Below are 19793 nucleotides of genomic sequence, written 5' to 3' on the forward strand. Positions count from 1 at the left end.
TTCAGATGACAAGTCAATTATTGACCCTATATGTACTTTTTTGGCCATTGGTGGCAAGCCTGGTCTTGTTCACGATTTGCCTGAATGTCTATAAAGACACACAACAGGCCAAGAAAAATGGTGAAGAGCTAATTTGATTCTTCATCCTAAACAAAAAGCAGGCCATTGAGCCTGCTTTTTATTGTTCATTTGATGATTTCGATTTTTAATTCTCAGTCTTTTCCAGCTGACTAAAATAACAATAGGCAGCATGACAATTCATGTCGCACTGCCCTAGTGCAGGAGCTAGTTTTTTGGCATGATGCAAATAGTGGATCACTGAATAATGATAAATGACTCAAATGCGTTGGTTAGAACTGCTTTCGACAGTTCGGATTGGTAGTAAAAAGCAGAGCACTGAACTGGCACGTAGCCCGTTTCATAAAGATTATGACCGTATTATTTTTTCCCAAAGCTTCCGGCAGTTAAACCGCAAAACCCAGGTCCATCCACTGACCCAGCATGATGGCATTCATACCCGCTTAACCCATTCGCTAGAAGTCTCCTGTATTGGCCGTTCACTGGGTATGCTGGCTGCCGAGAAAATCAAAGATAATTTACCTGCCTGGATTTCTCCGGCCGATGTCGGTGCCATCATTCAGGCTGCTTGTCTAGCGCATGATATTGGTAACCCGCCTTTTGGTCATGCTGGTGAATACGCCATTCGGGAATGGTTTGACGATGCTTCTCATACCGACTTTTTAAAAGATTTGAGTCCTGAACAGGAAGCCGATGTACGCCAGTTTGAAGGCAATGCCCAAGGCCTGCGCCTGCTGACCAAGATCGATTATCATCCTTATGATGGCGGCATGCGTCTGACCTATGCCACACTCGGCGCCTATCTTAAATACCCATGGCTCTCTGAGGCCATTGACCCGACCGGCAACACCCCGGCCAGCCGACGTCCTAAATTTGGTTGTTACCAGTCTGAAAAAGAGATTTTGCAGGAAATTGCTGAACAGCTAGGATTAATCCAGCTTGGTGAATATCATTATTGTCGTCATCCGCTGACCTATCTCTTAGAAGCTGCGGATGATATCTGCTATGCCCTGATTGATCTGGAAGATGGTATTAGCCTGAATATGCTCAGTTATGCCGAAGTCGAGCCAGTCTTTCTGAACTTGCTGGGAGAATATGGCACACCTGAAGAAATCAATCTGCCTAATACCACCTGGCAACAAAAAATTGCCGCCTTACGTGGCCGGGTCATGAAACGTCTGGTAGATGAAGTCACCACAGCCTTTGCCCGACATCAGCAGGAAATTCTGATGGGCCAACTACAAGGTTCATTGCTGGGTTATTGTAGTGCCGACATTGAGATTGGCATTAACCGGGCCAAAGAACTGGCGCGAGACAAGATCTTCGAACACCCGCAAAAAGCCGGTCTGGAAATTATTGCGCATCAAAGTTTACAAACGATTCTGGATGCCTTTATTCCACTGACCACACCGCACAAAACCTTAAGCTTTAAGGAACAGCGTTTAATGGCTATTTTAAAACGTTCGGGTGCGCAGTTTAGCGCTGATCATTATGACAATATTATGCAGGTACTGGATATTGTCTCCAAGTTCTCCGATCATCAGGCTTATAATCTGGCGCAGGAACTGCATGGCAATAAAGCCGGATTGCTCTGATGCGAGCGAGCACCTGATGACAATCTCAGCAAAATCACTGCTTTTGAATGATAGAGTTTTGCCTTTATCGAAAATGCTGACTACTATGCCTGTATTAAATTTGAGTATGTATAAAAAATGATTGGATGCCTGATTGGGGAAGTGCTGGCGCTGGAAGCACCGACTGTTTTATTAAATGTGAACGGCGTAGGTTATGAGATTGACACCCCTTTAACCACTTTCTGTCAGTTGCAAAAAGGCCAGAAAATTACCTTGTGGACGCATTTGGCTGTGCGTGAAGATGCCCAGTTACTTTATGGCTTTATCAATGCGCAGGAAAAAACCATTTTCCGCACCTTATTAAAGGTGAACGGCGTTGGTCCGAAAATGGCGCTTGGTATCCTTTCAACTTTAAGTGTGGAAATGCTGATCCATACTGTTGAACATGAAGATATCAACACTCTGGTAAAAGTTCCGGGGGTGGGTAAAAAGACTGCAGAACGCTTGATGATTGAATTGCGTGACCGCTTTAAAGCCATGGCTTCAGGTGCTGCACCAAGCAATTCAACTGCACCACAAATTCAGTTTATGGGCAATTCAGCCGTGGCTGAAGCGGAAGCTGCATTACAGTCCTTGGGCTATAAACCTGCTGAAGCACAAAAACTGGTGAATGCTGCCAAAGGTGAATTTACTGAAGCCAGTGATATTATCCGGGCTGCATTAAAGTCGATGAATAAATAGAGATGATATCCAAGTTACAGGATAAAGTCTGATACGTGTAAAAGTCATTCGCAACTGTTTGAGGCAGGAGACATTTATAGTTAAATGTTTCTGCGATATATTCGATAAGAATCAATATTCGACGAGTTTTGCGAATGACAGTGGTTTTGCTTACTTTTGCCGAAACAAAAGTAAGGCGAACCGCAGGTTAATACTCAGATATAAATCTGATTGGAAAGACTCTGCAAAAATTCAATTCCTCGCCTAGGCGAAAATCTTAGGATTCAGATCCATATTTGAGGCCGTGTCAAAATTACCAGCTCAAAGGATCACTAAAACATTGGTATATAAACGTTATGCAAGACCGTCTCATCAGTGGTTCTGAAAAACCCGAAGATCATTTCGATCGCGCCATCCGCCCGACTTCCCTCGATGACTACATCGGTCAGCCGGTGGTTCGTGAGCAGATGGAAATTTTCATTGGTGCAGCCCGTGGCCGTGAAGAAGCTCTTGATCACACATTGATCTTTGGCCCGCCAGGTCTGGGTAAAACGACATTGGCCAATATTATTGCCCGAGAAATGGGTGGCAATCTCAAGTCAACTTCTGGCCCGGTACTGGAACGTGCCGGTGACTTAGCCGCGATGCTAACGAATCTGGAAGAAGGCGATGTGCTGTTTATTGACGAGATTCACCGTCTTTCACCCGTGATTGAAGAAATTCTGTATCCGGCGATGGAAGATTATCAGCTCGATATCATGATTGGTGAAGGCCCTGCTGCTCGCTCGATTAAACTGGATTTACCGCCATTTACCTTGGTAGCTGCAACTACACGTGCCGGTCTACTCACCTCTCCGCTGCGTGACCGCTTCGGAATCGTGCAACGTTTAGAGTTTTATTCGGTTGAAGATTTAACCCACATTGTCAAACGTTCAGCCAACTTGATGGATGTGCCTATGACCGGAGATGGCGCAAAAGAAATTGCCCGTCGTTCACGAGGCACACCACGTATTGCCAACCGTTTATTACGCCGTGTGCGTGATTATGCTCAGGTCAAAGGTACCGGTGAAATCAACCAGGATATGGCCCAACGTGCTTTGGATATGCTCAAAGTCGATAAAGATGGTTTAGACACACTCGACCGTCGTTATTTATCTATGCTTCTTGAGCGTTTTGATGGTGGTCCTGCCGGTGTTGAAGCCTTGGCTGCTGCCATGGCGGAAGATTCTGGTACGTTGGAGGATGTAATTGAACCTTACTTGATTCAGCAAGGTTATGTGATGCGTACTGCGCGTGGTCGTATTGCCACCAATATGGCCTATTTGCAGTTTGGTATGACTCCACCTGAGCCAAAAGATAAATGATTAAAAACAGCTTAGGCTGCTTTTAATAGTATTCAATTACCTTTATTTCGCACCATTTTGCTCGTGATCTTTAATGAAATTATCTCGTTTTGTTGTAATCAGCTTTTTGATGACAGCTTCAAACCTTTATGCGGCTCAGAGCTGGTCATGCAGCAATACACTGACTGAAATTTCCTGCACAGAACATCAGTGTGATATTAAAACTGAAAGTTTCACCCCTTTCCAGATTAACATTGCGCAGGACAATAAAATCAGCATCTGCGCCTATTCAGGCTGTTGGTCGGGACAAACCAATTCCACAAAACATCTGCATTTTACTAGCTATTCTACCCAGACATTAACTTGGAATGAGCACACATCAAAAGCTGAAGCATTTTTGCTAGGCATCGATACCCGAAATCATACGGGATTTTTATTGGGAGAAGGTTTTAGCCTACCATTAAACTGCACACCAGAATAAAATGGCTCTGATTAGAAACTGCTTTATGTTGAGCATCTAGAGTGATTTTCCTCATCAGTTCGACATTTATAAATTAGAAACAACACGTACTTCCTCCACCAGCATCAACTCACATGCACCATTGCCAGTATCCTCACGACTTAAAGAACTACGCCAGGTCCATCCATCTGAAGACTTCACTTCCACCAACTGCCCTTTTAAATAAATCAAATCATCTTGATCGATTTGAGCGAGTTGTTGAGCAATCGCTTTGCTTGCAGGAATCAAATGAGTATTAGCACTCTGAATTTCAATTTCACGTACCGGAATAGGAGGCGCATTTTCATAACGCCAATAATACCAGCGGTTACTTTGCCGGATCGACAACTGCTTATAAACAGCCGGATTGGTCATGCTTCCCCAGCCCAGGGCAAAATCGACAGGACTAAGTTCCGCTTCTCGCCCAAAACTATAATCTTCTCGTGATAAAACCCGAAACTCTCCCGCATAAGGTTCTAAATTTGTCATGGTATAACCCTGAAACTGATGAATGCCATCTGTGACTTGATAATCAGTAGCATCTGAAATACCTTTATCCGGTTTTAGCCAATAGAACCACAGTGTAAAACCCATGACGAAAATAATAAGATATTTCAAAAAACGGTTCATTTTAAACTCGAATATTTATCCATAATATAAAGCGTTATCCCCTAGGTGAATCAAATGAAATCACTAAGTATAAATCCGAAAAGCAAGTACCATATACAAATTTTATAAACTCAATTTCACATGAAATACATATTCTTACAATGTAAAAGAACAAACAAAGCTCTTTGAGAACAGCTATTAACACCCAAAATACCTTTAAGGTATCGAAAAATACTTAGAGGGTTTTGGTCGAATTAGATCAGTATGCCATCCTAAAGAATCACTTTAACCATTTCAAATTCTTAAGGTTCTCCCGAAGTATGAATATGTATAAGCAGATATCCCTTTGTCTTCCTCTTCTTTTCTGTAGCCAGTTCAGCCTGGCCGACTGGATTGATGATTCTGTACAAGCTGCTGAAGCACACACCATCAAATTACGCCAGCATATCCACCAGCATCCTGAACTGGGCAACATGGAATTCAAAACCTCGGAGCTGGTCCAGAAAGAATTAAAATCCTACGGCATTGAAGTACGTAAAGGCTATGCCAAAACCGGTGTAATCGGTGTATTAAAAGGTGCAAAACCCGGCCCTGTGATGGCATTACGCGCAGATATGGATGCATTGCCAATCAAGGAAACAGCACCGGTGCCTTTTGCCAGCAAACAAAAAGCCATTTATCAAGGCAAAGAATCTTATGTGATGCATGCCTGTGGCCATGATGCACATACCGCCATGTTATTGGGTGCAGCCAAAGTTCTGGCCGCCAATAAAGATAAAATTGCGGGTACAGTGGTGTTTGTATTCCAGCCGGCCGAAGAAGGCGGTGCAGATATTGATAACTTCACTCATGGCGATCAGATTGGCTCACGTAAAATGATTGCCGACGGTGCCTTAAAAAATCCAAAACCTGAAGTGATTTTCGGGATGCATGTCATGGCAGGCATGCCAAGCGGCAATATCTTCTACAAAGATGGTGCGATTTTGAATAGTGCCGATCATCTACGTATTCAGGTCAATGGCAGTCAGGTACATGGCTCCATGCCTTGGGCAGGTAAAGACCCGATTTATGCTTCTGCCCAGATGGTGACCAATTTACAAAGTCTGATCAGCCGTAAAGCCGACCTGACCAAAGGAATGGGTGTGGTGAGTATTGGGAGTATTCAGGGCGGCACCACCGGTAACGTCATTCCAGATCAGGTCAATATGGTCGGCACTATCCGTTCCAATAGTGAAGATGTACGTCAGGGTATTTTAAAAGACTTGCCGAAAATGCTGGAACACAATGCCGCAGCCAATGACGTCAAGGTGAAAGTCGAAATTGCACCTTATGCACCAGTGACCACCAATGATAAAACCTTGACTGAATTGATGCGCCCGACATTAGCGAGCGTGCATGGTGAAGATAAATTGCATGTTTTAGACAACAATGCCAGCGCCAGTGAAGACTTTGCTTACTATGGCCAGCTCATGCCATCGCTCTTCGTGTTTGTTGGTGCCACACCAGCAGATCAGGATCCGGCAAAAGCCGCACCGAACCACAACCCGAATTTCATTGTCGATGATGCGACCTTGAAAACCGGGGTCGAAAGCCATGTCCGTTTTATTCTGGACTATCCAAAAGTGGCCGAGCAGGTTCAGGCCAACTGGAAACAGAAAAATAAAGGCTAATCTTCTATTACTAAAATGCGCGGCTCAATAGACTCGCGCATTTTAGTATCTGCTGCTGTTTTATAAATGAGCTGTTAAGCGCTCAGTACTTCATCTTAGTGACTTCTCTCCAGATTTGACACCTTGTGCCATTGGTCTCAAGACTCACAATGCTAAACTTTGAACCGCTAAATTGCTTGACTGTTGGCAGGAATCCGGCAAACTCTAATCCCTTTCCTGCATCTAAAAACAAGCAAAAATTTCGAAAATCTGCATGGAACAAAACTATGGCGAATCACTTTGAATTCAATATCCGCGTTTATATTGAAGATACTGATGCGGGTGGCATTGTCTATCACGCTAATCATATTCGCTATATGGAACGTACCCGTACCGAATGGTTACGTGCCGCTGGAGTGAGCCATTACTGGCATCAGACAGACTACAATTTTGTGGTGCATAAAATTAATGTCAAATATATGCGTCCGATCCTGATGGATGATTTAATTACTGTTACGGCACGTGTCATTTCATGTAAAGCTTCATCATTTGTATTGCAACAAAATATTTATCGTGGTGAAATCATGCTTGCATCAGGTGAGGTTGAGTTGGCATGTATCAGTGCAGAGATGCGACCACGTCGACTCCCGGATGAAATCCGCGAACTAATTCAAAAAGAATTGGAACAAGACTAAAAAAATTTATTGGCACACGTAACAACTATGGCGACTCAGTTAGAATCATCTCTTCAAGTTTCAGATCTTATTTTACAAGCAAGCCCTGTCGTACAATTGGTGATGCTTTCTCTCCTGTTAGCCTCAATATATAGCTGGTATCTGATTGCCAGGCTCTATATGAGTTATAAAAAAGCCCAGGCCGATGATGAACATTTCCAGAAAATCTTCTGGTCTGGTGCTGAGCTGAATACCCTGTATAACAATGCGCAACTCAACTCCAAACGTACCGGCCTTGAAGACATTTTCTATCAGGGTCTGGGCGAGTTCCTGAAACTGAAAAAACGCCATGCGCCGACTGCCCAGTCGATTGAAGGAACTGAACGTATTCTGCGTGTCGGTTTAAGCCGTGACCAAGGTCATCTGGAACAAGGTCTGGGTGCATTAGCAAGTATCGGCTCGGTTGCGCCTTATGTCGGTCTGTTCGGTACAGTCTGGGGCATCATGAACGCCTTCATTGGCCTGGCAGATGTTGATCAGGTGACTTTGGCGACAGTCGCACCCGGTATTGCCGAAGCACTAATTGCAACAGCGATCGGTCTGTTTGCAGCCATTCCAGCGGTATTGGCCTTTAACCACTTCACGGCCAAAGGTGAAACGGTCTACTCTGACCGTGCGCTATTTGCCGAAGAAATGGTGGCGCTATTGCAACGTCAGTCTGTGGGCGTAACTCAGGACAAAGACTAATGGCGATTCAAGGTTCAGGACGCTTTCAGCGTATTAAAAAGCCACTAAAAAGTGACATGAATGTGGTGCCGTATATCGATGTCATGCTGGTACTTCTGGTGATCTTTATGGTCACCGCTCCGATGATTACCAGCGGTATCAAGGTTGACTTGCCTCAGGCCAACGGATTGCCGATCGAATCCAAGGACGCTCCGACCATCGTCACACTCAAAGAAGATGGTTCATATTATTTAGAATATAAAAATCAGGCGACTGGCCCAGTCACACTGGAAGAATTAACGCGTACGCTGGTTGATGCCCAAACCCAGGCACAAAATGAAAACAAGGTGCTCAATGTCGTGATCAATGGCCATAATACCCGTCCATATGGCGATGTCATGGCCTTGATGTCCAGCCTGCAGGATGCTGGCCTTTCTCAAGTCGGTTTACTGACCAAACCCCTAGAATAAAGTATGAAAAATTATCAGAAACCGCCCTTTCAAAAAAAAGCAATTGCGATTGGATTTACGCTCGGCATCCATGCAGTGGCTTTGGTGGGCTTACTTTATCTGGGCATGAGTAAACCCCCTGAACCGCCAAAACAGATCAAAACCGTTCTGATCAAGCCAGAAGACCTTAAACCGGTGACTCGCGAAGAAACCGAATTTGAGGAAACTGCACATGAAAACGTCGCAGAAGAAATTACCCAAACTGCTGAACCCAGTATAGAACCGGCTCCTGTCATTCCAACTGCTGCCCCTGCTGTACCTGTGACTCCACCTGCGCCAAAAGTCGATACACAAAAAGCGCAGCAGGAGCTAAAAGCGGCAGAGGCAGCACAAGCCAAGGCTGCGCAGCAAGCAGCGGAAGCAGCAAAACGTGCCCAAGCCGCTGAACAGGCCAAACAGGCAGCAGCCAAAGCTAAAGCCGATGCAGCGCAAAAATCCAAGGCGGAAGCCGAAGCTGCACGCCAAGCTGAACTGAATGCACAACGCAAAGCCGATGCTGCTCAAAAAGCCAAACTGGAAGCACAGAAAAAAGCTGACTTAGCTGCCAAGCAAAAAGCGGATGCTGCAACAAAAGCCAAAGCAGAGGCTGATGCCAAACGTAAGGCTGAAGCTGCTGCTAAAGCAAAGGCAGATGCGGCAGCAAAAGCCAATAATGATGCAGCGGCGAAACGTAAAGCAGATGCGGATGCGAAAGCTAAAGCCGATGCAGCGGCTAAAGCCAAAGCAGACGCGGCAGCTAAGGCTAAAAATGATGCAGCGGCAAAACGCAAAGCGGACACTGATGCGAAAGCCAAAGCGGATGCGGCTGCTAAAGCAAAAGCCGACGCTGATGCCAAACGCAAGGCAGATGCCGACGCTAAGGCAAAAGCGGATGCAGACGCCAAGCGCAAAGCAGATGCCGAAGCAAAAGCCAGAGCTGATGCAGAGGCCAAAGCTTCAGCCGCTAAACAGGCTGCTGAAGAAGCTGCACAGAAAAAAGCGGAATCAAAACGGATTGCATCCACTGCGAAGCGCGATTTTGAAAACAAAATCAAACGCGCCTGGGATACACCAGTCGGATCATCAGGCCAGCGTGCCACTGCACGTGTAACCCTGAATGATAATGGCGGTGTGGTCTCGGTCATTGTGAATTCAAGTGATTCAGACATGAAAGCCAGTGTAGAAGCTGCAGTCCGTGCTGCAGCACCTTATCCAATGCCATCCGATCCAGATGCACGCCGTGAAGCACGAAGTTTTACCTCAACCTTTACTGCGCAATAAAAAACGGAGCCATCACATAAATAATGTTGTGATGGCTTTTATTTTTTAAGCTAAACTTCACTTTAAATTGATTAAATAATATTCACTTTTCACAGTGTCATAACAGTTTGGTCATAAATTCATGGTTTTATTCTATTAAATCCATGCGATGATGTAGCCCAAGCACCTATACAATAAATCCGTTGATTTGAGTAAATAACGAATGATGGAAAAGACTCGCAAACATCTACTCTGCCTCGCAATCATTAGCACTTTAAGCCCTGTATTGGCAACCCAGTCCTATGCCCAATTGCATCTGGAAATTACCAAGGCACCTGAGGCAGCACCTAAAATTGCCGTTGTACCTTTCAGCCAGGATCAGAGCATTTATCCTATTGTGGAAAATGACCTGAATCGTTCTGGCCGCTTTACCAGTGCTTCAAAAAACCTGCCTGCAACAGCGACATTGAATAATCCGAATGCAGAAGCTTGGGCATCGGCTGGTGTTCCCTATGTGGTCACCGGTTCATCCAAGGCCACAGCCGACGGTTCTTTTGAAATCCAGTATCAGCTCTATGATGTCGAAAAAAAACAATATCTATTAAATGAATTGCTGACTGTTCCAGCCTCACGCACCCGTCAGGCAGCGCATATGATCAGTGATGCCATCTATCAGGCATTGACCGGCATTCCAGGTGACTTTAGCGGACGTATTGCCTATGTGCTGCGTAATCCTGCTACGCCGGAACAGCGCTATACCTTGCAGATTGCCGATACCGATGGTGAACAGCCAAAGACCATTTTGACCTCACGTGATCCAATCCTTTCTCCAGCATGGACACCAGATGCCAAAAAAATCGCTTATGTGTCCTTTGAAACCAAACGCCCGGCGATTTATGTACAGGATCTGGCGACCGGACAACGTGAAAAACTGGCCAGCTTCCGCGGCTTGAATGGTGCGCCGAGCTTCTCTCCAGATGGCAAGAGCATGCTGTTTACTGCTTCTATGCACGGCAATCCGGAAATCTACCAGATGAATCTGGAAACGCGTCAGCTACAACGTATGACCAATGACAGTGCCATTGATACTGAAGCACGTTATTCACCAGATGGAAAATCTTTTATTTTCACTTCTGACCGTGGCGGTTCTCCACAAATTTACCGCCATGATCTTGAATCAAGTAGCAATAAACGCCTGACCTTCCGTGGTGCATTCAACGCGCGCGGCACGCTGAGCGCAGATGGTAAAAAACTTGCATTAGTTCATCGTCCAAGCGGCAGTAACTATCGAGTTGCGGTTCAGGACATGACCTCCGGTGTGAACAATATTCTGACGCCAACGACGCTGGACGAATCGCCGAGCTTCTCACCAAATGGCCAGATGGTGGTCTATGCCACCCGTGAAGGTGCACGCGGACTCTTGTCGATCATGTCGCTGGATGGCCGCTTCCGTATGAATTTACCAAGTGAAACGGGTGAAGTCCGTGAACCGGCTTGGGCGCCAAAATAAGATTTTTATATTGATAAACCCTTTACCCCATAATCAAACTTCATGGAGATGAAGATGAACAAAGTAAAATTATTTGCCTTGCCACTTTTAGCAGCAGCTGTTGTCATGACAGGTTGTGCGAGCCGTAAGCCTGCCGCTGAAGTTCAAACGGGCGGTTTAGATACGACCGGTACAACAACTGTGAATACTCAAGGTCTGAGTGAAGATGCAGCACTGAATGCACAAAACATGGCAGGTGCTTCTGCAAAAGGTGTTACTGCAGAAAATAAAGCATTCTTGGCAAAACGCGTGGTGCATTTTGACTATGACAGTACTGAACTCAGCAATGAAGATCTAAATACGCTGCAAGCCCATGCGCAATTCCTGATGGCCAATGCCAATTCACGTGTAGCACTCACCGGCCATACCGATGAACGCGGTACCCGTGAATACAACATGGCACTTGGCGAGCGTCGTGCCAAAGCAGTAGAAAGCTTCTTGGTGACGACTGGTGTTAATCCTGGTCAACTAGAAGCAGTTAGCTATGGCAAGGAAATGCCAATCAATGCGGGCCATGACGAAAATGCCTGGAAAGAAAACCGCCGTGTAGAAATTAATTATGAAGCGGTACCACCATTGTTGAAATAATTTTCATTCATGATGGTTTCATCAAATAAAAAGCACTCAATCATGAGTGCTTTTTATTGGCTTCAATGAAAGAATCGGTCTACTTTGGAAGCTGATCTTGTTCAGCCGGATGCATCGATTCGATCAGGTCATGTTTATTGAATTGTTTGTACTCTGGTTTTGCTTCATAATCCCGCCAGGCTTCTTTCATCTTGTCTTCAGAGATATCATCTAAAGTAATGCCTTCGCTTGGCGTTGGAGTCGCATCAAACTTCAATGTTGTCATATCTGTGCTCCTATTCTCAATTTTCCTTTGTCTTCAACATAGCACTTTCCGCAGGAGTTGCAAGGGCAAAATCGATACAAATAATCCAGTTTAATTTTTCTTTTAGTACGTTCTCATCTAAAATATAGCCGCATATCGTTTTGATCATTTTTTCCCGATTTAAGTTTTGGAGTTTCCCCTATGTCATACCGCACTTTATCCCAGTTTTTACAACAACAAAGCGGGAATCTCACACCTGAACTTGCGCAAGTTATTGAAACAATTGCAAACACTTGCAAAGATATTGATCAATTACTGCAAAAAGGTGCTTTAGCGGGTGTATTGGGAAGTGCACAGCATGAAAACGTTCAAGGCGAAGAGCAAAAGAAACTAGATGTCATTTCTAATGACTATTTGATTGATGCCTTGCAGCAACATCCAAATGTGGGTGGTTTGGCCTCAGAAGAACTGGATGAATTCACCCCTGCACAAGAAAATGGTCAATTTCTGGTATTGTTCGATCCATTAGACGGTTCAAGCAATATCGACATCAATATGTGTGTTGGTACTATTTTCTCGATTCTTCCTGCGAAGAATGCTGTGACTCAGGCAGAAGACTTTATGCAAGCCGGTGTTCATCAGGTAGCTGCAGGTTATGTGCTTTATGGCCCGTCAACCATGTTGGCATTGACGATCGGCGCAGGCGTGGTGTTCTTTACCTATGACCCCGAGACTCAAGAATTCCTGCTGACTTCTGAAGGTATTCAGGTTGCTGCGGATACTAAAGAATATGCGATCAATGCGTCGAATCAACGTCATTGGGAAGCACCAGTCCAGCGTTATATCGATGAATTGTTAGCAGGCAAAACCGGTCCTCGTGAAAAAGACTTCAATATGCGTTGGGTTGCCTGTATGGTGGGCGACATTCACCGTATTCTTTGCCGTAGCGGTATCTTCATGTATCCATACGACCTTAAAGATCCGGCTAAAGCAGGCCGTCTACGTTTAATGTACGAAGCCAACCCAATGAGCATGCTCATGGAACAGGCTGGCGGTGCATCGACTACAGGTCGTGTGCGTATTCTTGAGATCGAACCGACAGATCTACATCAACGTGTGCCAGTGATCATTGGTTCTAAAAACGAAGTTGATCTTGTGACCAGCTACCACAACTAATTTTTATAGCGGCAGTCGATATTGAATCGGCTGCCGTGGATTATATCTCCCATGCCAACTTTTTTTCTTGATTCAAAAGACAATCCAAAGATTAAACACTTACGCGGTTTAATTGAACAAAATACCTATCGTAAAAAACAAGGTCAAACGGTTTTAGAAGGCACGCATCTGTCTCTCGCCTGGTTACATGAAAACCGTAAAATTGATTCTATTTTCACCACTGAACATGCACTTTCACATCCTGATTTCGAGAAAATTCTCGCAAAATACACAGGTATGGTCTTTGTTCTAAGCGAGTCTTTATACAAAGATTTAAGTACCTTAGGAACATCTTTAGCCTGTTTAGCTGTGGTGACTTTACCAACAGCAAATTATGCATTGGATTTTAAAGCAGACACTTTGATTCTGGAAAATGTACAGGATCCGGGTAATGTAGGCACCCTGCTTCGCTCTGCTGCTGCTGCCGGTATTGAACAGATTGTGTGTACCAAAGGGTCTGCCTCGCTCTGGTCTCCACGAGTATTACGTGCCGGTATGGGTGCACATTTCACATTGCAAACCTTTGAAAATATCGCGCTTGAACAAATTCTTAAGCAATTTCAAATCCCTGTCTATGTAACCAGCTCACACCGTGCTGAAAGCCTGTATTCAAAAGACTTACGTAAACCTTGCGTGTGGATTCTGGGTAATGAAGGCCAAGGCGTGTCTGATTATGCGATGCAACATGCTGAAGCCGTGAGCATTCCGCAACCCGGTGGTCAGGAATCACTGAATGTCGCAATTGCAGGTTCGATCTGTTTCTTTGAAATGGTACGTCAACGTATCTAATTAAGGATTTAGGTTACAGTGTTTTAATACGACCCTGCCCCTGTATAAAATAGATTAAACTACAAAAATAATAAACTTAATTGTCAACCAAACCAGAATTCCCAACGTTATATGATTATGAACTTGGGAATAATGGTGGGTGTCCAATGACAGGATTTTCCATCTCTATGGATTTAGCACCAAAACAGCTGCAAACACATGATGTAAGTATTCTGAAGAGTACGGCTGAAGCACGTCTGAAGAATTTCATGCAGGATGTGACTGGGCGCGCCTTGGTGATGATGGAAAGTGCGACTCAAGGTCATCATGGTATTGCCATGGATCTGGTTCAGGAAGCTTTCATTTCCTTACACAAATCCTATGCAGAAAAAAGCACTGAAGAATGGTATCCCCTGTTTTATACCATTCTCAACAATAAGTTACAGGACTGGCGCCGTAAAGAGTCACGGCGTGGTCAAATGTTTTCATTTTTCAAAAAAGTCAGTCTTGATGACGACGAAATTGAATTTGATGATGTCGTCGATGAATCAACACCAACGCCACTGGACTTTCTCGATCAGGCAGTCACTGCTGAAGAAATCCAAGAAGCGATTGCAAAATTGCCTGTGCGTCAGCAGCAGGCATTTATGTTAAGAGCCTGGGAAGGATTTGATACGCATACCACCGCACAAATTATGAACTGTACAGAAGGCAGTGTAAAAACCCATTATCACCGTGCTATCCAAGGCTTACGTGCCTCTTTAGCGCATTTAAATCCATATCTGGGAGGGTCATCCGAATGAATCAAGATGATTTCTTAAAACAAGTAACTTCCAAACTTGATGGACTGGCACAACAACATAAAGACAAACCTGTTGTCATGCACCATGTTCTTGAAGAAATTCAGGATTCAAAACATTCACGCTTTGCATTTCTAAAAATGTCAGGTTTTGCTTTGGCAGCTGCGATTGCAGGCGTTGTGATATTACCAAATCTTTCGGACCATAACGAACCACAAACTCAAATGGTGTCAGTCCCAAAACTGTCTCCGCAAATGCTTGAAGATTTAGAAATGTTAATGGTTTTAGGTGAGGACAAAGTTCCACATGGCAGCTAAAAAATTGGCGATTGCTTTTTGTGCATTCAGTTTTCTGCAAACCAGCTTTGCAGGATTTGAACGTTTTTGGCTATTTTCCAAGGATGCGAATACCCAAGTAACTGATACTTGGGATAGTCTTTCTGATTCTGAACAATTGGCACTGATTAAACGTTACCAATCTCTAAAAGAAATCCCCGAACAACAACGTGTCAGCTTGCAGCAGCGTATGGACTGGTTTACTCAACTCCCTGATGCGGAAAAACAAAGAATGCGTGAGACTTGGCAAATGATGAGCAGTCAGGAACGCAAAGAACTGGGCGCACGTATGCAAAAAGCGTCTCCTGAGCAACGCCTTGCCATTCGCGAAGAATACATTCTCAAATATCAGCAAGTGACTCAGCAGCCTAACTCGCATTAAAAACTTAATATAAAAAAGCCTCCATATGGAGGCTTTTTTGATGTTTCAATCATATTTTATTTTCTTAAGCGGCGATAAGCTGCGAGCCCTAATAATCCTAGTAACCCCCACATTCCAATTGCCCCACCACCACTTGAGGACGTATTCGTATTTTTAACTGTATTACGTAACAAGATTGTTGCTTTTTCTGACATTTTTTCATCAGCATCAAAAATCGCATAATCCATGCTGTAATTTGCCTGGCTTAAATTATTTTTTACACTAAATGTCAGCTGTCCACCATAACAGGTCTGATTTTGGTAGGTATCAGGACAGGCTCCTTGTCGCTCTGCCTTCAGTGAAACTCCCGCAGGCAGCTTAACAATATAAATCGGGATCTCTTTTCCATCTTTATCTTGATAAAAAGCCGACTTTCCTGATGGTAGAGGCCCATCCCCATCATCACTATCATTTTCAAGCGGATTTACCATCACTGTAAGATTATTCTCTGGACTAAGCCGATATTCATCATCTTTTGCAATTGGTGCAATGTTGTTAAAAGCTGCTCTTAAGAGGCCAGCACTGCTTACACCTGTAGCCTGGTCTTTAAGTGTATAACTACAGAACTCCATATCAACCGAACTGGTCTGCTTACCATCAGTGCGATACATCATGATCCGGTTTAAATCAGGTTTCCACTCACATTTAAGATTTGGATCATTGGGATTTCCTTCCACAGTGGTCGAATTACCAGTACCAATTAACTTACCAACACCTAAAGTTTTTACACTGACCTCATAATTTTCTGAATTTAAGGCTTTAATTTGAATCTTATCATTGGTTAGAGTTTCTTGAGGCATAGCCAAGATAAAAGGATTAATATAGATTGCACGATATTTCTGATATTGCTTGGTATATTTAAGCAAATCCTGATAACTTTTCAATTCTTCCTTTAAACCAGGAAGATCATTTTCTGGAGTATTTTTATCAGCAATGATTTCTTCGAGATCATCTATATTCTCCTGATAAAAGTCATTGAGTTCTACCAAACTCTTATTTTGCAAGTCCGTAATATCGGCTGCAGTCAAACGTCGGATTTCAACTGAGCCGATCTCGCAAGTATTTTTTGCACTTGGATCAAATGTTAATGTGGATCCAATCACACGATCAATACCACGCTGGTCTTGTTCAATACAGCCACTCACTCCGATATCTACCAAATCCGTTGCGGTCTGATTATCACGCGGGTAATACAGCCCTAAATAGCGATTATCAATAGCAGGCTCAATATAATTTGTTAATAAACTGCTGATTATATTGTTAGAGACATCAAGATTATTTGAAGTAGTATCTTCGTCTAATTCTGGCAATACGCAACGTGATGGCCCAGTCGTTTGAATTGCATTTCGAATTGTAGAAAATTCAACACGTTGTGCCTTGGTCGGATTCCCCTGATTTAAGGCATATTCACAAGACAGGCCTTGGTTAAAGGCTAAAACATTGAAATTAAAATATCTAAAACCGGTATTGTCATAAAATAAAGTAGATTGGGCTGTATTTTCAACAATAGTATTACTTAATGCAGTTAAACTGGAGAATTTACTGAGGGGACGATTAACTTCATTCGTCATACGCACAATATGTCCTGTGGTACTTGCAGTATTCTTCGCAATAGTAGAGTTAACAATTTCTACTGTGGCATAGCCACAAAAATCAATAATACTGTTAGCAGTGTCTGAACCATTTTTAACAATACTACTGGAATTAATTTTCACATTGGTTTGAGTTGTACCTAAATTTCCCTGACAATCCATCGCCAGAACACTACCATATGAACTCGCCTGATTTTTTTGAATCAAAGAATCCTGAATGACAATATTCCTTTCCGTATTCATTGCTACACTATAAATCGCACCACCTTCTGCAGCTGCTCTGGAATTTACTATTTCACTGGTATTAATACTTAAAGGCCCTGCTACATAAAAAGTACCGCCATTACCTTTATCCAAGGTATTTATTGCTGCATAACCATCCTTTAAGATCAGATGATGAATTTCCAGACTGGATTGGCTGGCCATACTATTAAATAATCTGGTTTTCCCCTGGCCTGAAATAGTACTTTTTAAAGCCTCCCGGGTTGGATATAACAGCGTAATCGGACTACGACTAGCATAGTTAAGCGGAGTTTTCCCATAAATTTTGAGCGCTGACTCTACGATCAGCTCTTTATCTAATTTGTACTCGCCTGCTTCAAGCTGAATCACATCTGCAGCTGAACCATCCAATCGAAGCGTACGTCCTACATTACATCCGCCATAAGATTTATCCAGTTTTGCAGTTTTAATGGCTTCTCGCAAAGAACAGGCATTATTATTCTCGCCATCTTCATCAGCAAAAGTAGTTACATATATCGTTTTATCTTCGGCTGCCATCAAACTCATGGCAGATAAAATCATGGCCGCAAGCAGTCCTTTTTTATAATTTTTCATGATTTTTCCTTAATCTTTTAATCCACGGCGTAAACCTATTAATCCGAGTAAAATCAGTAGCCCACCACCACCCCATGAGCCGCCTGAAGTTTTGACTGCTTTGTCTTCCATTTCATTTTTTGGCTCCTGAACAATTTGAGTAGTAATAGTCAAATAAGGTTTACTTTTATTAAACCGTGTCGATGAGGTCACCACTTGTAGTTCGAAAATATCTGCTCCATGCCAGGTAGAATCCGGGGTATAAACGACATTGCCATGAATATCGATGATTGTTTTACCCTTGGAAGCTGTTTTGGTTTGTACCACTTTCAAACAGCCATCTTGCCAAGGCTCCCCCGTCGGATTCTGACCAACAATGGCATTACACTGTTCTTTTGGAATTAAATCACTATCTCCCAGATAAGATTCAATTGAAAACTTGGCAATTTCACCCTTTAACAGATCTTGTCCCACCAGACTGCCTGAGATTGGTATCGTGATTTCAACAGCACCTCGATCACAAAACAGATTATCCATCAAACGGTTGATCCCGCGCTGATCTGCCGCTTCACATGCTACCGTTGGATTTGCTAAACTCAATCCTGTGCCTCTATTCACAATCGGTGATTCACTCACAAGGATATAGTTCAACAAAATTCGTGGGCGCATATAACCGAGAAATTGTCCTTTAGGAACGCTGTATGGACAAAGTATGGCATTATTATTTTCTTCTAGGGTCTGACAAGCACCTTCACTTTTATCTGAGGATTCAGCAAAAAGTCGTGTACCACTCCAGAACTGGTTCGGTGCGACGGAATCCCCTACACCACACGAGGCTGTCAGCAGATTATTTTGCGACACAGACTTGTCACCAGTGATAATTTGGCAATCCTGTGTACCATTTCTTAAAATAATACTATTCGCTACATAAGCTCTTCCATACGGTGCATGGATATTTAAAGCAGTATTTTCATTGTCAACTATGGTGAGATTATTCAATCCCATCCCGTCCAGGACATTAATAAATACACCCTTATTTTTTAGTATCGTACTACTTAATACCTCCCCACTAATACCTTGATCTTTACTGGAGTCAGCAAACTGTCCCGCGCTATAAATATTGGTCGCGGAATTATCCAGTGTCTGATTATTTTTAAGTACACTTTGATAAATGAGGAAAGCAGGTAGCTCGCTATACAGGATCCCGCCTCGTTGGGCTTTATTATTTTCGATCAGACTATTTTTAATTTGTGCACGGCTTGTTAAGTTCTGACCAAACTTGCCAGCATTATAAATTGCCCCACCCAAGTTGGCAGCAGCATTAAATAGACGGTTATATTCTAGAATTAGCTGACCTTTATTATAAATTAGGCCACCTTGTTCAGCACAACTGGTTTTACCACAGCCTTCAAGATCCAGTTCTTTCAAATTTAACTGAACCAATGTATCTGTACTGTTGATCCGGAAAAGGTTATCAGTACCTTTCATTTGAATATGAGCATTATGCAAGCCTAATGCTTTTTCATCCGTACTGAATTCGCCATCACTTTCTGCGACCGCACGGATGGTAAGAGATTTTTTAATCGCGATATGCTGGTTCAACACATAGGTATTTTTTTCTTTTAAAATAATGGTACTGGATGAGTTCTCCCCACCACACCCCATAAAACCTGATTTAGCTAAGCCACGGTTAACATACTCAACAGCTTCTCGAAGTGAACATTCCTTGTCATCTTTCTCAATATCTTCTGTAGTGGTTACAATAATATCTGCACTATACGACTGCCCCGCTATACATAGCAAAGCTATGCCTATGCTCTTCTTGAGCATAACCTTCTCCTTAAT

At 43.4% G+C, this 19793-nt stretch carries 21 protein-coding genes; 17 read left to right on the plus strand and 4 right to left on the minus strand.

Annotated features, from left to right (window positions below; all coding sequences use genetic code 11):
* The first annotated feature begins 5 nt into the window (after positions 1 to 5).
* The 5 genes from G4D73_RS04800 (at position 6) to G4D73_RS04820 (ending at position 4196) form a co-directional block, all read left to right on the plus strand.
* Positions 6 to 137, plus strand: coding sequence for a putative transporter small subunit (locus G4D73_RS04800; RefSeq protein ID WP_004645659.1), 132 nt, complete (start codon positions 6 to 8; stop codon positions 135 to 137).
* A gap of 195 nt (positions 138 to 332) precedes the next feature.
* Entirely contained in the window at positions 333 to 1673 is a 1341-nt protein-coding gene (locus tag G4D73_RS04805) for a deoxyguanosinetriphosphate triphosphohydrolase (protein WP_005103835.1), read from the plus strand.
* A gap of 117 nt (positions 1674 to 1790) precedes the next feature.
* Complete coding sequence (gene ruvA / locus G4D73_RS04810) at positions 1791 to 2393, plus strand: Holliday junction branch migration protein RuvA (protein WP_004731726.1); 603 nt, start codon at positions 1791 to 1793, stop codon at positions 2391 to 2393.
* Between the two features lie 335 nt (positions 2394 to 2728).
* The gene (gene ruvB, locus G4D73_RS04815; RefSeq protein WP_064096247.1) at positions 2729 to 3736 is read left to right on the plus strand and encodes a Holliday junction branch migration DNA helicase RuvB; all 1008 of its coding nucleotides are present in this window, start codon (positions 2729 to 2731) and stop codon (positions 3734 to 3736) included.
* Between the two features lie 73 nt (positions 3737 to 3809).
* On the plus strand, positions 3810 to 4196 hold the full coding sequence (locus G4D73_RS04820) for a hypothetical protein (protein WP_213687505.1): 387 nt from the start codon (positions 3810 to 3812) through the stop codon (positions 4194 to 4196).
* Positions 4197 to 4262: 66 nt separating this feature from the next.
* Here G4D73_RS04820 and G4D73_RS04825 read toward each other — a convergent pair whose 3' ends face one another.
* The gene (locus tag G4D73_RS04825) at positions 4263 to 4844 is read right to left on the minus strand and encodes a hypothetical protein (protein WP_213687506.1); all 582 of its coding nucleotides are present in this window, start codon (positions 4842 to 4844) and stop codon (positions 4263 to 4265) included.
* A gap of 305 nt (positions 4845 to 5149) precedes the next feature.
* Between G4D73_RS04825 and G4D73_RS04830 the strand changes: the two genes are divergently transcribed.
* The 7 genes from G4D73_RS04830 to pal all read left to right on the plus strand — a co-directional run bounded on the left by G4D73_RS04830 (position 5150) and on the right by pal (position 11757).
* A complete protein-coding gene (locus G4D73_RS04830; protein WP_213687724.1) occupies positions 5150 to 6493 on the plus strand; it encodes an amidohydrolase in 1344 nt (447 codons plus the stop codon).
* 266 nt (positions 6494 to 6759) lie between these two features.
* Positions 6760 to 7167, plus strand: a complete 408-nt coding sequence (gene ybgC / locus G4D73_RS04835) for a tol-pal system-associated acyl-CoA thioesterase (RefSeq protein WP_004645668.1) — start codon at positions 6760 to 6762, stop codon at positions 7165 to 7167.
* A 27-nt stretch (positions 7168 to 7194) separates the two neighbouring features.
* Positions 7195 to 7893 carry a protein TolQ gene (tolQ, locus tag G4D73_RS04840; protein WP_004645669.1) on the plus strand — a complete coding sequence of 233 codons (699 nt, stop codon included), beginning with the start codon at positions 7195 to 7197 and terminating at the stop codon, positions 7891 to 7893.
* Positions 7893 to 8342, plus strand: a complete 450-nt coding sequence (gene tolR, locus G4D73_RS04845) for a protein TolR (RefSeq protein ID WP_004731735.1) — start codon at positions 7893 to 7895, stop codon at positions 8340 to 8342. The genes tolQ and tolR overlap by 1 nt, the downstream gene beginning before the upstream one ends.
* Positions 8343 to 8345: 3 nt before the next feature.
* Entirely contained in the window at positions 8346 to 9641 is a 1296-nt protein-coding gene (gene tolA, locus G4D73_RS04850; protein ID WP_114540860.1) for a cell envelope integrity protein TolA, read from the plus strand.
* Positions 9642 to 9846: 205 nt separating this feature from the next.
* Positions 9847 to 11130, plus strand: a complete 1284-nt coding sequence (tolB, locus tag G4D73_RS04855) for a Tol-Pal system beta propeller repeat protein TolB (RefSeq protein WP_171488346.1) — start codon at positions 9847 to 9849, stop codon at positions 11128 to 11130.
* 54 nt (positions 11131 to 11184) lie between these two features.
* Positions 11185 to 11757 carry a peptidoglycan-associated lipoprotein Pal gene (gene pal, locus G4D73_RS04860; protein ID WP_004279115.1) on the plus strand — a complete coding sequence of 191 codons (573 nt, stop codon included), beginning with the start codon at positions 11185 to 11187 and terminating at the stop codon, positions 11755 to 11757.
* Between the two features lie 79 nt (positions 11758 to 11836).
* On the opposite strand, the gene G4D73_RS04865 is transcribed toward pal, so the two are convergent.
* Positions 11837 to 12022, minus strand: a complete 186-nt coding sequence (locus tag G4D73_RS04865) for an NF038105 family protein (RefSeq protein WP_004645674.1) — start codon at positions 12020 to 12022, stop codon at positions 11837 to 11839.
* 180 nt (positions 12023 to 12202) lie between these two features.
* On the opposite strand from G4D73_RS04865, the gene G4D73_RS04870 reads away from it, so the two are divergent.
* The 5 genes from G4D73_RS04870 (at position 12203) to G4D73_RS04890 (ending at position 15501) form a co-directional block, all read left to right on the plus strand.
* Positions 12203 to 13177, plus strand: coding sequence for a class 1 fructose-bisphosphatase (locus G4D73_RS04870; protein WP_213687507.1), 975 nt, complete (start codon positions 12203 to 12205; stop codon positions 13175 to 13177).
* 51 nt (positions 13178 to 13228) lie between these two features.
* Positions 13229 to 14005 carry a TrmH family RNA methyltransferase gene (locus G4D73_RS04875; protein WP_213687508.1) on the plus strand — a complete coding sequence of 259 codons (777 nt, stop codon included), beginning with the start codon at positions 13229 to 13231 and terminating at the stop codon, positions 14003 to 14005.
* Between the two features lie 167 nt (positions 14006 to 14172).
* Complete coding sequence (locus tag G4D73_RS04880; RefSeq protein WP_004645678.1) at positions 14173 to 14787, plus strand: RNA polymerase sigma factor; 615 nt, start codon at positions 14173 to 14175, stop codon at positions 14785 to 14787.
* Positions 14784 to 15101 carry a hypothetical protein gene (locus G4D73_RS04885; protein WP_071850624.1) on the plus strand — a complete coding sequence of 106 codons (318 nt, stop codon included), beginning with the start codon at positions 14784 to 14786 and terminating at the stop codon, positions 15099 to 15101. The genes G4D73_RS04880 and G4D73_RS04885 overlap by 4 nt, the downstream gene beginning before the upstream one ends.
* Positions 15091 to 15501 carry a DUF3106 domain-containing protein gene (locus tag G4D73_RS04890; RefSeq protein ID WP_005103857.1) on the plus strand — a complete coding sequence of 137 codons (411 nt, stop codon included), beginning with the start codon at positions 15091 to 15093 and terminating at the stop codon, positions 15499 to 15501. The genes G4D73_RS04885 and G4D73_RS04890 overlap by 11 nt, the downstream gene beginning before the upstream one ends.
* 56 nt (positions 15502 to 15557) lie before the next feature.
* Here the strand turns inward: G4D73_RS04890 and G4D73_RS04895 are convergent, their stop codons facing one another.
* Complete coding sequence (locus tag G4D73_RS04895; RefSeq protein WP_213687509.1) at positions 15558 to 17969, minus strand: CSLREA domain-containing protein; 2412 nt, start codon at positions 17967 to 17969, stop codon at positions 15558 to 15560.
* A gap of 9 nt (positions 17970 to 17978) precedes the next feature.
* Positions 17979 to 19778 carry a rhombotarget A gene (gene rbtA, locus G4D73_RS04900; protein WP_213687510.1) on the minus strand — a complete coding sequence of 600 codons (1800 nt, stop codon included), beginning with the start codon at positions 19776 to 19778 and terminating at the stop codon, positions 17979 to 17981.
* Positions 19779 to 19793: the final 15 nt, after the last annotated feature.

The organism is Acinetobacter sp. WY4, from assembly GCF_018438165.1.
Lineage (GTDB): Bacteria > Pseudomonadota > Gammaproteobacteria > Pseudomonadales > Moraxellaceae > Acinetobacter.